Source organism: Gemmatimonadota bacterium (genome assembly GCA_016714015.1).
Lineage (GTDB): Bacteria > Gemmatimonadota > Gemmatimonadetes > Gemmatimonadales > Gemmatimonadaceae > Pseudogemmatithrix.
The window spans coordinates 1-15,276 of the sequence record JADJNZ010000008.1 but is presented as its reverse complement, the minus strand read 5'-3'; the positions used below and the strand labels follow the sequence as shown (position 1 = coordinate 15,276).

The following is a 15,276-nucleotide window of genomic DNA, read 5'->3' as shown; positions in this document are numbered from 1 at the left end:
TCCCGCGAGACGGACGGCTCAGTCCGGCGCGGCGCGGAAGGTCAGCTCGACGCGGCGATTGCGCGCCCGCGCCGCATCGTTGCGCCCGGTCACGGCGGGTCGCTCGGCGCCATAGCCGTGGACGATGAGCCGCTCCCCCGGGATGCCGCGCCCCATCAGGTAGGTCCGCACCCGGTACGCGCGGGCGAGCGACAGGGCGAAGTTGGATTCGCCGAACCCGACGTCGTCCGCGTGCCCATCGACGTCGATCGTGTAGCCGGTGCGCCCCTCGAGCTCGCGGGCGACGCGATCCAGCCGCTGGATGGCATCGGCGTCGAGATTCGTCATCGCGGTCTCGAAGTACACCGCGTCCAGCCGGATCGCCGCGGCCCCGCTCGGGGTGACCGCGGTGACATCGGCGACGGTCGGCGGCGGTGCGACCTCGGCGGTCGGCTCGGCGCAGGACGGCAGGAGGTCGAGGAGGACCGGGAGCTGCCAGGTGAGCTCCACGCGACGGTTCCGCTGGCGGCCGGCCGACGTCGCGTTGGTGTCGCGCGGACGGGCCTCGCCGTACCCCACCGCGGTGATCCGCGTGGAATCGACGCCCTTGGCGACGAGATAAGCGCGTACCGCGCGCGCGCGCGCGGCCGACAACTGCCGGTTGTAGTCGTCCTCGCCCATGAAGTCGGTGTGGCCGCTCACTTCGACCGGGATCGTCGGTCGCCGCTGCAACTCGATGACCACGCTGTCGAGGATCTCGCGGGAGCGCGGACGCAGCGCCGAGCGGTCGATCGCGAACTCGAGGCCCTCGAGGACCGTCTGCGTCTGCGGCGTCGGCTCGGGGCAGCCGCTGGCATCGACCATCTTGCCGGCCGGCGTGTTGGGGCAGCAGTCCATCGCGTCCGGGACGCCGTCGCCATCGCGGTCGGGGATGACCTCGGGCGCGGGGAGCGGCACGACGGGCGTGACCGGCACCGGCGGCGGTGCGAAGCGGAGCACGCTGTCCACGAACGCCTCGAGCGACGTCGCGCGCCGCTCGTGCGGCTCCGCGCTGCACGCGGCGCCCTCGGCCGCATCGTGGCCGGCACGCACGAGCTCGATCTCGAGCTGCGCGACCTCCTCCGCGACGAGCTCGAAACGCGGGTGCGCCTTGAAACGCCGGACCTCGTCCCACAGGTCCGGCCGGACCTTCCGCGTCCCCGAGATGAGCGGCGTGGTGGCTTCCACCGCCTGCGGTCGCGAGAGGACGAGCACGCCGAGGAGCCGCGAGGCCTGCGCGACGCTCTCCTCGATCACCGGGCCGCGGTCGTTCGCCCAGTACTCCTCGCGCGCGAAGGCGAGCCAGGCGTTCGCCTTGGCCGTGAGGTACCGGCGCGCGGGATCGCGCGACGGGGTCGCGGCGACCACATCCAGCCGCTGCTGCCAGGCGCGGAGCAGGGCGAGATCCCCGGCGATGGCCTCGTCGGTGATCCGCGCCGCCGACGTGCTGAGCCCCGACGGCCCGGTCGCGGCCGGCGTGCACGCCAAGGCCAGCCCGACCAGCGCGAGCGCGCCGAGCAGACGGGACCGACGGGGCACGACGGCAATGCGCATCAGGGGCGGGGCGAGGGAACGGGGGCGGCGGCCGGGACCGGTGCCGTTGTCGGCGTCGGTGCGGGAGCCCCGAAGATATCCTCGGCGAACTTCCAGCCAAGGTCGATGTAGAGCCCGCGCTGCGTGCTGTTGGCGTCGGTGAGCCCCGCCGACTGCACGCCGAAGAAGTTCGCGCCGACCGCGAGGCGCATGTTGCGCGCGAGGCGCCGGCCGAGCTCGGCGCCCAGGCCGTACTCGCGGTCGTCGATGCTCCCGGCGAAGAGCGCGCGCCCGATCAGCGCGGCGTCCCAATCCTTGGAGAGGTCCACGAGGCCGCGCGCGCTCAGCAGCTGCGCGTTCTGGCGCGACCCGATCCCGCCGAGCACGTCGCGACCGAACTTGGTCGCGTACTGGCCGGTGACGGTCACGTTAGACCGCAGACGGACGTTCGCGTGCGCCGAGAGGATGTGCGCGCGGCTGAGGGAGGCCGTGAGCCCCGTCGGCGTGCTCTCCTCGTACCGGTACTCGTAGCGCGCGAGCGCGTTCCAGCGGTCGGTGTCGGTCTGGCGGAAGGCGACGCCAAGCTGGCTGCGGCTCTGCACCTGCTGGTCGGCGACGACGCTGTAGAGCGAGCGCCCGAGCAGGGTCAGGTCACGGCTGACCTTGCGGGCGTAGCCGAGCGTGCCGAGCCAGCTGTCGCCGCCGGTGGCATCGCGGAACTCGAGGCGCGCGGTGCCGCGCCAGAGCGGGTTGCGGGTGTACTCCACGCCGCCGGTGACCGCCGTGGCCTCCTCGCCGGTCCCCTTCAGGCGCTCCACGCGCTCGAAGGAGGAGTTGAGGACGAAGCCCTGCGCGACGGTCCAACGGTTCCGGAGCCCGATGGCCGCCTCGGCGTCACGGCCCGCGAAGGCATCGCGCGCGCGATACTCGGTGAAGGCCTGGTTGCCGACGAGATAGTCGGTGTCGATGCCGAACACCGTCTGCGCCGTGCCCTGCGCGCCGTTGAGCGCGTACGGGCCGGCGAAGGACGAGAGGAACTCGTGGCGGCCGTAGAGGCGCGTCCGCTTGGCGACGAGCAGGTCGGCGCCGAGCGCGGCGCGACGCTGGTCGGCCTCCTGGATGTCCTGCTCGAACTCGCCCCACACCGAGGCGCGGCGTTCCTTCGCGATCTCGGCGGTGATGCGGGTGCGGAGCGCGTTGGTCGCGTTGGGCGTGGCGCCGAGCGTGGTGGCCGTCGTCGGCGTGGTCGTCTCCGACGCATGGCGGAAGCCGGCCTCAACGCGGAGACGCTGGTAGAAGGCGCGCTCGACGCCGAGCATGACGCCGTCACGACGCCCGCCGGTGACGTTGTCCGCCGTGCGGAGTGCCTCGGCCATCACGCGCGTGCGCGGGTCGAGCGTGTAGGTCCCGCGCCCGCCGAGCTCGGTGCGGCCGCCCTGGAAGGTCGAGGAGAGGTTGGCGAAGGCGGAGTCCGACCGACCGGCGAAGACGCGCGCCTCGACGCGCGTCGAGCGATGGCGCAGCTCGAGCCGCGACGCAGCGCCGCGCGCGAGGCTGTCGCCGTCGGTCTGCGCCGCCTCGGCGAGCAGGAAGGTCCCCTCGGCGAGCTGCACCGTGGCGGTGAGGCCGAGCAGCGAACGGGCGTTGCCCGGCGCGGCATCGCGCACGACCGTGCCGCCCAGTTCGAGTCGCTGGGTGACGCGGGTCTGGCCGGAGACGCCGGCCTGCCAGTACGCCTCCCCGCCCTGCTCCACCTCATAGATGACGCGGATCGAGACGGGATTGAGGTCGGCATCGAGGCTCGGCACCGGGCGGCGGAAGATGATCCGGCCGGTGAACGGCTCGAGCGTATAGTCGCTGAACCGCTGTTGCGGTTCGGTGCGGACGACGAGGCTCGGCTGGTTGCGGTCGCGCGTGATGATCTCGACGCGCTCGGTGTTGAGGCGCACGTCGCGCCGCCGGAGCGTGTACGGGCCCGAGATGCCGAGTCCGCGCAGCTCATCCACGACCTGCGCGAGGCGGCCCTGGCTCGCGAACACGTCGAGCACGCCGCGGCTGCCCTCGAGGTGCTGACGGGCGCCGGTGAGGGTGCGATCGTATGCGCTGAGCACGCGTCCGTCGACCGCCGACGGCGTGGAGAAGTCGCCGTAGAGGAAGTAGCTGCGGTCCTTGTCCACGCGCACGTAGAAGCGACCCGCCGACTGCGCGTCGAACTCGCGCACCGAGGCGTCGCCGTACACCGGATAGAACTCGTCCGGCCGGATGTCACGCTTGAGGCGCTCGTACTCCTCGCGCTCGGAGTCGAAGGCGAGCGTGAGCAGATAGTCGCCCTTCACCTTGCCACGGAGGTAGAGGGCGCCGCGCGCCCCGGCGCGGAGGTCGCCATCGGCGCTCGCGACGGCGACGTCGCGGAGGACCTCCTCGAAGCCATCCTCCGAGCGGGCCGGCGCGAGGGCGCCGGTGGAGAGCGACCGGAGCGAGAGGCGTGCCTGCACGACGCCGGTCGCGAGCAAGGCCTGCTCGGCGGCGGCGAAGTAGATGTGCTGCGTGGTCTGCAGCGCGTCGCTGGTGATGCGCACCTCGCCCTCGCCGGCCTGCGTGGGTGCGGCCAGCTGGAACACCGCCCCGCTGTCGCCGATGGTGGTCTGCACCCCCGGCTCTGACGGATCGAGGTCCTCCACGAGCCAGCGGCCGAGCGACGTCTCGAGCGTGATCGGCCCGGGCGCCGAGACCCGCGTGCCGCGCGCATCGACGACGCGCACGACCACCGGCACCACGCTCACGCCATCGGCGGGGAGCGCGACCTGGGGCAGGCGCACATCGAGGCGGTGCCCGTTGGCCGGCGCGGTGGCGCGCGACGAGTCGGGGCGCAGGAGGAAGGTCTGCAGCCCGTCGCCGAGGGTGCGGACGCCGGTCGCGAGCAACGGACGGTAGGCGCTGCGCACCGAGTCGGTGCCCGCGATCGCGCCCGCCACGACTCCCGGCGCGCCGGCCACAGCACCCGGCGCGACGGGACTGGTCGCCGCACCGCCACCGAGCATCGCCGCCACGCCGCTGGCCACGCTCGTGCTGGTCGGCGTGCCGCCGATCATCACCGTCCCGCTGTCGGCGACGAGGCCGCTGACCTCGCCCTGCGCGCGGCGGTCGAGCACCGCGCGCACGACCGCGTCGGTGCGCCGGATGGCGAAGCTCGCCGAGTGGAGTTCGCCCATCGTCAGGTCGACGAAGCGGCTGCGCGCGTCGCCGGCGTTCCGACGACCCGTCTCGATCAGCTCGGCGCCCGGCGGGAGCGTGCGCTCGTCCACGCGCAGCACGTGGCGGCGCGGGCTCAATCCATAGATCGAGAACTTGCCCTCGACGTCGGTGATGACCGCGGTGCCGTCCTCGAGGATCAGGCGCACGCCCGGGACGCCGATCTCGTGCGCGCCCTGCACCACCGCGAGCGAGTCGCACTCGCAGTCGATGAAGACCTTGCCCACCACGATCGCGCGGTCGGTGAAGACGCCACCCTCCACGCGCACCTTGGCCGCCGCCGTCGAGGAGACCGAGCCGGCCAGGGCACTCGAGGCGACGGCGCGGTTGATGCCGTCACCCAGTCGCGCACCCGCGCCGACGCGCAGGCGATAGGTCACGGCGACCGAGTCGCCCGCGTTGATCGTGCCGATGGTGAAGCGGAGCCGGGGTCCGAGGCCGCCCGTCGGATCGGTGATCGCGACGCCGTCCACGCGCGCGGTGCCCGGCACGTAGGAGAAGCCGGACGGGAGCGCATCGTCGAGCACGACATCGGTCGGCGTGGTGGTGCCACCCGCGCGGATGACGACGCGATAGTCGAGGACGTCGGCGATCTCGACGACGCCGCGCGACGCCGACTTCTCGACGCTCAGCTGGAGGTCGGAGACGAGCACCGGCGAGGTGGTCGCGACGTTGTTGCCGATCGAGACCTCGTCACCGAGCGTGGAGACGAGGACGCGGTTGATGACCGACGGCAGCGCGGCCGCGCTCACGCCGACCGTGAGCGTGAAGCTGGCCGACGCGCCGGGGAGCAGCGCCGACGTGCGCACGCAGGTGACGACCGCGCCGATCGCCGAGCAGTTCCAGGTCGGCCCGGCCGCCGCGACGTACGTGAGGCCGGTGGGCAGCGTATCGATGACGGTGATGTCGCCCACCGTCGCCGCCGGGCCGACGTTGGTGATCACCATCTCGTAGGTGCCGGTGCCGCCCACGCGGAAGACGCCGGCCGGGGTCTTCGTGATCGAGAGATCGATCGCCGGCGTCACGACCGTGAGGTCCGACGCGGTGTCGTTCGCCGGATCGGTGTCGCCCGGCGTCGCGACCTGCGCGCGGTTGGTGACGCTCGGCAGCGCCGCCGCCGCGATGTCGGTGACCAGCGTGATCGTCGACGTCGCGCCCGCCGCGATCGGCGAGGGCGTGCTGCAAGTGACGACCTGGCCGCCGACGCCGCAGGTCCAATCGGTGCCGGTCGCCGAGACGAAGGTGAGGCCCGCCGGGAGCGTGTCGGTGACGGTCGTCGTGCCGCTCGTCGGTGCCGGCCCGACGTTCTCCACGGCGAGCGTGTACGTCCCCTGCAACCCGACGGTGAAGGTCCCCGTGTGCGTCTTGCTCAGCGCGAGATCCGGCTGCTGGATGAGCGTGAGGTCGCTCGCGCTGTTGTTGGCCGGCGGATCGTTCACGCCGAGCGGCGCGGCGATGGTCGCGGTGTTGGTGAGCGTGCCGCCGCCCGACACGATGGACGAGACCGTGAACGTCGCCGTGCCGCCGACCGCGAGGTCGACCGTCGTGGCGATGTTCCCGGCCCCGGTGGGGACGGCGCAGGACGAGCCCGGCGACGCGACGCAGGTCCATGACGGGTCGGCGAGCTGCGCCGGCATCACGTCGGTGACGGTCGCGCCGGTCACCGCGCTCGGGCCGGCGTTCGAGGCCACGATGGTATACGTCACCACCGCGCCCTCGGCGATCGTCGTGCGCCCGTCGGTCTTGGTGATCGACAGGTCGGCCGTCGCCGTCGCCGTGGTGACGTCGGTCGCGCTGTTGTTCCCCGCCGGATCGTTCGTGCCGACCGGCGCGGTGATGGTCGCGGTGTTGGTGATCGCCCCCGCGCCGCTCACCGTCGCGGTGAGCGTGAAGGTGGCGCTGCCACCCGCGAGCAGGTCGACCGTCGCGTTGAGGTCACCGGTGCCGCTCGCCGGGCAGGCCGAGCCGGCGCTCGCCACGCAGCTCCAGGTCGCACCCGAGAGCGCGGCGGGGAGCAGGTCGGTGACGGTCGCGCCGACGACGGCCGACGGGCCGGCGTTGGTCGCGACGATCGTGTAGGTGAGGGTCCCGCCCTGCACGACGGTCGCGGCGCCGTCGGTCTTGGTGATCGAGAGATCCGCGGTCGGGACGATCGCCGTGTTCGCGTCGGTCGCGGTGTTGTCCCCCGGCACCGGATCGTCGATCCCCGCGGGGAGCGCGACGGTCGCGGTGTTCGTGATCGTGCCGGTGCCCGTGGCGGTCGCGGTGAGCGTGAAGGTGGCGGTGCCACCCACCGCGAGATCGACCGATGCCGCGAGATCGCCGGTACCGCTCGCCGGGCAGGCCGAGCCGGCGCTGGCGGCGCAGCTCCACGTCGCACCGCTCAACTGCGCCGGGACCACGTCGCTCACCGTCGCGCCCGTGACGGCGCTCGGCCCCGCGTTCGTGACGACGATCGTATACGTGACCGTGCCGCCCTCGACGACCGAGGTGACGCCGTCATCCTTGGTGATGCGCAGATCCGCCGTCGGCGTGATGACGGTGTTGCCGTCGGTCGCGCTGTTGTTGCCCGCGGGATCGTTGGTCCCCACCGGCGCGGTGATGGTCGCCGTGTTACTGAGCGCCCCGGTCCCGCTCACCGTCGCGGTCACGGTGAAGGTCGCGGTGGCGCCGCTCGCGAGGTCCACCGTCGCATTCAGGTCGCCCGTGCCGCTCGCCGGGCAGGCCGCGCCCGCGCTCGCGGCGCAGGTCCACGTCGCGCCGCTCAGCTGGGCCGGCAGCACATCGCTCACGGTCGCGCCCACCACCGCGCTCGGGCCCGCGTTGGAGGCGACGATCGTGTAGGTGAGCGTGCTGCCCTGCGCCGCGACGGTCACGCCGTCGGTCTTGGTGATCGACAGGTCCGCCGTCGGCGTGACGACGGTGTTGCCGTCGGTCGCGCTGTTGTTCCCCGGCGCGTCGGCGACGGTGATCGGTGCCGTGACGGTCGCGGTGTTCGTGAGGGTGCCGGTGCCGCTCACCGTCGCGGTGACGGTGAAGGTGGCCGTGCCGCCGTTCACGAGATCGACCGTCGCGTTCAGGTCGCCGGTGCCGCTCGCCGGGCAGGCCGAGCCGGCGCTCGCGGCGCAGGTCCAGGTCGCGCCGGTGAGCTGCGCCGGGAGCGGATCGGCCACCGTTGCCCCGACCACATCACTCGGGCCGTTGTTCGCGACGACGATCGTATAGGTCAGCGCATCGCCCTGCGTCACGCTCGTCACGCCGTCGGTCTTCGTGATCGACAGGTCGGCGACGCCGGTGCCCAGCGCCGTGGAGGTGGCGGCGACGTTGTTGCCCGCGACCGGGTCCGGCGTGGAGCTCGCCGCCGTCACGGTGCTCACGATCGGATTCGGCGCGACGTAGCCGCTCGGCACGGTGTAGGTGACCGTGAAGGTGCGCGTCGCGCCGGGCGGCAACGTGCCGAGCGCGCACGGGAAGCCGGCCGGGCAATCGCCCGCGGTGCCCACGAGCGTGAGCCCGCTCGGCACCGGCGCCGTGATGCTCACGTTCGCCGCGTCCGACGGGCCCGCGTTGGTCACCGTCACGCTGTAGGTGATGTCGGTGCCGGCGACCGCGGTGGCCGGCCCGGTCTGCGTCACCTGCACGTCGGCTTGCGGCGTGATCGCGTCGCTCGTGCTGCTGCTGTTGTTCCCCGCCGGATCGTTCGTGCCGACCGGCGCGGTGACGGTCGCCGTGTTGGCGAGGGTGCCCGTCGCGCTCGGCGCGAGCGTGCCGGTGAGCGTGAACGTCGCCGAGCCCCCCGCGAGGAGATCGACGCTCGTCGTGATGTCCCCCGCACCGCTCGCGGCGCAGGCGGACCCGGCGGTCGCCGCGCAGGTCCACGTGGCACCGCTCACGGCCGCCGGCACCAGGTCGGTCACGGTGGCACCGGTCACCGCGCTCGGTCCCGCATTGCTGACCGTGATCGTCCAGCTCACCGCGGCTCCCGGGACGGGCGCGCCGCTCGTGAGCACCTTCGTGATCGCGAGATCGACCGTCGGCACGACCGCGGTGTTGTCGGTCGCGCTGTTGTTCGCGAGGGACGGATCGGTGTAGCCGACCGGGCCGGTGATGGTCGCCGTGTTGGAGAGCGCCGTCGCCCCCGTGACGGTCCCCGTCACCGTGAACGTCGCGATGGCGAAGGCCGGGAGATCGACGACGGCCGAGAGGTCACCGCTGCCCGAGGCCGGGCAGACCGCGCCGCCGCTCGTGGCGCAGGTCCACGTCGCGCCGGTGAGGCCGGAGGGGAGCACGTCGGTGACGGTCGCGCCGGTGACCGCCGAGGGCCCGTCGTTCGTCGCGACGATCGTGTACGTGAGCGTCGCGCCCTGCACCACGCTCGCCACGCCATCGGTCTTGCTGATGCGCAGGTCGGCGGTGGGCACCAGCGGCGTGTTCACCGTCGCGCTGTTGTTGGCCGCGTTCGGATCCGGCGTGGAGCTCGACACGGTCGCGGTGTTCACCACCGGCACCGGTGCGATGTAGTCGGCCGGCACCGCATAGCTCACCGTGATGGTGCGCGTCGCGCCCGGCGGCACCGTGCCGAGCGCACAGGGGAAGGCGGTGCTGCAATCGCCCGCGGTGCTCACGAACGTGAGCCCGGTCGGCGTCGGGTCGGTGACGACGACGTTCGCCGCGTTCGACGGTCCGACGTTCGTCACCTGGATCGTATACGTGAGCGGCGAGCCCGGGACGATGTTGATCGGCCCCGTCTTGGTGATCGCGAGGTCCGCGCTCGGCACCAGCGAGTTGACGTCGGTGTTGTTGGCCGACGACGGATCGGAGACGCCGGCGGGCGGCGTGACCGTCGCCGTGTTCACGAGCGTGCCGACCGCGCCCGCGGCCACGGTGCCGGTCGCGGTGAAGACCACACTGCCGCCCGCGGGGAGGTCCACGAGCGCGCTGATGTTCCCCGCGCCCGACGCCGGGCAGCTCGCGCCGCCGGCCGCCGCGCAGGTCCACGTCACCCCGACGATGTCCGACGGGAAGTCATCCGTCACGAGCGCGCCGAGCGCGGTGCTCGGTCCCGCGTTGGAGGCGGTGATGGTGTAGGTCACCGGCGCGCCCGGCACCGAGGTGGCCGCGCCGTCGGTCTTGGTGATCGAGAGGTCGGCGACCGGCGAGCCGGTGGAGGTCGACGCGACCGCCGTGTTGTTGCCGAGCGCCGGATCGACCGTGATGCTCGTCGCGGTGACGACGTGCTGGATGGGATCGGGGCCGGCATAGGCGCCCGGCACCGCGTAGGTGATGGTGAAGGTCCGCGTCTCACCCGGCGCGAGGGTGCCGAGCGAGCACGGCATCCCCGCCGGGCAGTCGCCGGTGCTGCTCACGAAGGTCGTGCCCGAGGGCTCGGCCGCGTTGACGTCCACCGCGACCGCGTCCGACGGCCCGTTGTTCGTCACCGTGACGCTGTACGTGATCGAGTTGCCCGGCGTGACCGACACCGGCCCGGTCTGCGAGACCGCGACGTCGGCGCGCGGTGCGAGCAGGTCGGTCGCGGTGGCGCTGTTGTTCCCCGCGGGGTCGGCGACGCCGAGCGGCGCCGTGACCGTCGCCGTGTTGACGAGGCTCCCCGTCGCGCCGGCGACGATCGTACCCGTCGCGGTGAAGGTGACCGTCCCGCCGCTGAGCACATCGACCGAGGCATTCAGGTCGCCGCTGCCGCTCGCGCTGCCGCAGGCCGAGCCGGCCGTGGCGCTGCAGGTCCAGGTGACACCGGTGAGGATCGCCGGGAAGGCATCGACGACCGTCGCGCCGGTGACCGCGCTCGGTCCGGCGTTGGTCACGGCGATGGTATACGTCGCGGGGAGCCCCGGCACCGGCGTGCCGGAGCCGAGCGCCTTCGTGATCGCCAGGTCGGCGAGGGCGGTGATCGCGGTGTTGCCGTCGGTGGCGCTGTTGTTCGCCGTGGGATCGTTCGTGCCGACCGGCGCGGTGATCGTCGCGGTGTTGCTGATCGTGCCCGCGCCGGTGGCGATCGCCGTGACGGTGAAGGTCGCGCTGCCGCCGGCGAGGAGGTCCACCGAGGCGTTGAGGTTCCCGCTGCCGTTGGACGGGCAGGCCGAGCCGGCGCTGGCGGTGCAGCTCCAGGTGGCCCCGGTGAGCTGCGCCGGGAGCAGGTCGGTGACCGTCGCGCCGAACACCGGCGACGGGCCGGCATTGCTCGCGACGATCGTGTAGGTGACGGTGCCGTTCTGCGTGACGTTCGCGAGGCCGTCGGTCTTGGTGATCGACAGGTCGGACGTCGGCGCGACGACGGTGTTGCCGTCGGTCGCGCTGTTGTTGCCGGCCGGATCGTTCACGCCCACCGGTGCCGCGACCGTCGCGGTGTTGGTGATGGTGCCGGTGCCGGTGACGGTCGCCGTGACGGTGAAGGTCGCGGTGCCGCCGCTCGGCAGGTCGATCGTCGCGCTGATGTCACCCGTGCCACTCGCCGGGCAGGCCGAGCCGGCGCTGGCGGCGCAGGTCCAGGTCGCACCGCTCAGCTGCGCCGGGAGGAGATCGGTGACGGTCGCCGCGACGACCGGCGACGGGCCGGCATTGGCCACGACGATCGTGTAGGTGAGCGTCCCGCCTTCATTGATGCTCGTGACCCCGTCGGTCTTGGTGATCGACAGGTCGGCGGTCGGCGTGATGACGGTGTTGCCGTCGGTCGCGCTGTTGTTCGCGGTCGGGTCGTTGATCCCCGGCGGCGCGGTGATGCTCGCGGCGTTGGTGATCGTGCCGCTGCCGGTGACCGTCGCGGTGACGGTGAAGGTGGCCGAACCGCCGCTGGCGAGGTCCACCGTCGCGCTGATGTCGCCGCTGCCGCTCGCCGGGCAGGCCGAGCCCGCGCTCGCGGTGCAGGTCCAGGTCGCGCCGGTGAGCTGCGCCGGGAGCAGGTCGGTGACGGTCGCGCCGGTGACCGCGGACGGCCCGGCGTTCGACGCGACGATCGTGTACGTGATCGTCCCGCCCTGCACCACGGCGGTGACGCCGTCGGTCTTGGTGATCGCGAGGTCGGCGGTCGCGGTGATGACGGTGTTGCCGTCGGTCGCCGCGTTGTTCGCGCCCGGATCGTTCGTTCCCGGCGGTGCGGTGATCGTCGCGGTGTTGCTGATGGTGCCGGTGCCGCTCACCGTCGCGGTGACGGTGAAGGTGGCGGTGCCGCCGCTCGGGAGGTCGATCGTCGCGTTCAGGTCGCCGCTGCCGCTCGCCGGGCAGACCGACCCGGCGCTCGCCGCGCAGGTCCAGGTCGCGCCGGTGAGCTGCGCCGGGAGCAGGTCGGTCACCGTCGCGCCGGTCACCGCGCTCGGCCCGGCGTTCGACGCGACGATGGTGTAGGTGAGCGTCCCGCCCTGGTTCACCGCGGCGACGCCGTCGCTCTTGGTGATCGAGAGGTCGGAGGTCGGCGCGATGACGGTGTTGCCGTCGGTGGCGCTGTTGTTCCCCGCCGGATCGTTCACGCCGCCCGGCGCGGTGACGGTGGCGGTGTTGGAGAGCGTGCCGGTGCCGGAGACCGTCGCCGTGACGACGAAGGTCGCGGTGCCGCCGCTCAGCAGGTCGACGTTCGTATTGATGTCACCGGCGCCGGCGCCGAGCGCGCAGCTCGAGCCCGCGCTCGCCGTGCAGGTCCAGGTCGCGCCGGAGAGCTGCGCCGGCAGGAGGTCGGTGACCGTCGCGCCGGTGACATCGGACGGACCGGCGTTCGCGACGACGATCGTGTACGTGAGCGTCGCCCCCTCGTTCACCGCGGTGACGCCGTCGGTCTTCGTGACCGACAGGTCCGCCGTCGGCGTGATGACCGTGTTGCCGTCGGTGGCGCTGTTGTTCGTCGCCGGATCGTTCACGCCCACCGGTGCGGCGATCGACGCGACGTTGGAGAGCGTGCCCGTGCCGCTCACCGTCGCGGTGAGCGTGAAGGTCGCGGTGCCACCGCTCGCCAGGTCGACGCTCGCGTTCAGGTCGCCCGTGCCGCTCGCCGGGCAGGCCGAGCCCGCGCTCGCCACGCAGGTCCAGGTCGCGCCCGTGAGCTGCAGCGGCAGCACGTCGGTCACCGTCGCCCCGACGACCGCGCTCGGCCCCGCGTTCGACGCGACGATCGTGTAGGTGATCGTCCCGCCCTGCACCACGCTCGTCACGCCGTCGGTCTTGGTGATCGACAGGTCGCTCGTCGCGGTGATGACGGTGTTGCCGTCGGTCGCGCTGTTGTCGCCGGCCGGGTCGTTCACGCCCACCGGCGCGGCGATGGTCGCCGTATTGGTGATCGTGCCGTTCCCCGTCGCCGTCGCGGTGACGGTGAACGTCGCCGTGCCGCCCGCGACGAGATCGACGGTCGCGGCGATGTCCCCCGTGCCGCTGGCCGGGCAGACCGAGCCGGCGCTCGCCGAGCAGGTCCAGCCGCTGACGGTGATGTTCGCCGGGAAGACGTCGGTGACCGTCGCGCCGGTGACGTCGCTCGGGCCCGCGTTGGTCGCGACGATCGTATAGGTGAGCGCCCCGCCCTGCAGCACGCTCGTCACGCCGTCGGTCTTCGTGATCGACAGGTCCGCCGTCGGCGTGATGACGGTGTTGTTGTCCGTCGCGCTGTTGTTCCCGGCCGGGTCATTCACGCCCGGCGGGGCGACGATGGTCGCGGTGTTGGTGAGGGATCCGGTGCCCGTCACCGTCGCCGTCACCGTGAAGGTCGCCGTGCCGCCGGACAGGAGATCGACCGTCGTCGCGATGTCGCCCGAGCCCGAGGCCGCCGCGCACGCCGAGCCGACGCTCGCGGCGCAGGTCCAGGTCGCGCCGGTGAGCGATCCCGGGAGCAGGTCGCTGATCGTCGCACCCGTCACCGCGCTCGGACCGGCGTTGCTCGCGACGATCGTGTAGGTGATCGTCCCGCCTTCATTGATGCTGGTGACGCCGTCGGTCTTGGTGATCGAGAGGTCGGCCGTCGGCGTGACGACCGTGTTGCCGTCGGTCGCGCTGTTGTTGCCGGCCGGGTCGTTCACCCCCACCGGCGCGGTGATCGTCGCCGTGTTGCTGATGGTGCCGGTGCCGGTCACCGTCGCGGTGACGCTGAACGTCGCCGTCCCGCCGCTCAGCAGGTCGATGCTCGCGTTCAGGTCGCCCGTGCCGCTCGCCGGGCAGGCGGACCCGGCGCTCGCGACGCAGGTCCAGGTCGCGCCCGTGAGCTGCGCCGGGAGCGCATCGCTCACCGTCGCACCGGTCACCGCCGACGGGCCGCCGTTGGTCGCGACGATCGTGTAGGTCACGGTCGCGCCCTGCACCACCGACGTCACGCCGTCGGTCTTGGTGATCGACAGGTCGCTCGTCGCGGTGATGACCGTGTTGGCGTCGGTCGCGCTGTTGTTCCCCGCCGGATCGAACACGCCCGCCGGCGCCGTGACGGTCGCGGTGTTGGTCACCGGCCCCGCGCCCGTGGCGGTCGCGGTGACCGTGAACGTCGCCGTGCCGCCGCTCTGCAGGTCGACCGTCGCGTTCAGGTCGCCGGTGCCGCTCGCCGGGCACGACGAGCCGCCGCTGGCGGTGCAGCTCCAGGTCGCGCCCGAGAGCTGCGCCGGGAGCAGGTCGGTCACCGTCGCGCCGGTCGCCGCCGTCGGGCCCGCGTTCGACGCGACGATCGTGTACGTGATCGTCCCGCCCTGCACGACGCTCGTGATGCCGTCGGTCTTGGTGATCGACAGGTCGGCGGTCGGCGTGATCACCGTGTTGCCGTCCGTCGCCGAGTTGTTGCCCGAGGGGTCGTTCACGCCCACCGGCGCGTTGATCGTCGCCGTGTTGGTGATCGTGCCGCTGCCCGACGCCGTCGCGGTGACGGTGAAGGTCGCGGTGCCGCCGGCGAGCAGGTCGACGCTGGCGCTGATGTCGCCGGCGCCCGAGGCGACCGCGCAGGCCGACCCCACGCTCGCCGCGCAGGTCCAGGTCGCGCCGGTGAGCTGCGACGGGAGCAGGTCGGTCACGATCGCGCCCGTCACCGCGCTCGGCCCGAGGTTGCTCGCGACGATCGTGTAGGTGAGCGTGCCGTCCTGGTTGACCGCCGTGACGCCGTCGGTCTTGGTGATCGCGAGGTCCGCGGTCGGCGTCACGACGGTGTTGGCGTCGGTCGCGCTGTTGTTCCCCGCCGGGTCGTTCACGCCCACGGGCGCGGTGACCGTGGCGGTGTTCGACAGCGTGCCGGTCCCGAGCACCGTCGCGGTGAACGAGAAGGTCGCCGTGCCGCCCACGAGCAGGTCGATCGACGCAGTGAGGTCGCCGCTGCCCGAGGCCGCGCCGCAGGCCGAGCCCGCGCTGGCGCTGCAGGTCCAGCTGCCGCTGCCGAGCGTGGCCGGGAGGAGGTCGCTCACCGTCGCGCCGGTCACCGCACTCGGCCCGGCGTTCGACGCGACGATCGTGTACGTGACGGTCCCGCCCTGCAGGACGCTCGTCACGCCGTCGGTCTTGGTGATCGAG

The 15,276-nt window shown here is 72.9% G+C and carries 2 protein-coding genes; both read right to left on the bottom strand.

The window, feature by feature from the left end; genetic code table 11:
* Positions 1–18: 18 nt before the first annotated feature.
* Positions 19–1,572 carry an OmpA family protein gene (locus tag IPJ78_15965; GenBank protein ID MBK7908041.1) on the bottom strand — a complete coding sequence of 518 codons (1,554 nt, stop codon included), beginning with the start codon at positions 1,570–1,572 and terminating at the stop codon, positions 19–21.
* Positions 1,572–15,276: DUF11 domain-containing protein (locus tag IPJ78_15960; GenBank protein MBK7908040.1), on the bottom strand; the 13,705-nt coding region annotated here is incomplete at its 5' end. The genes IPJ78_15965 and IPJ78_15960, both read right to left, overlap by 1 nt.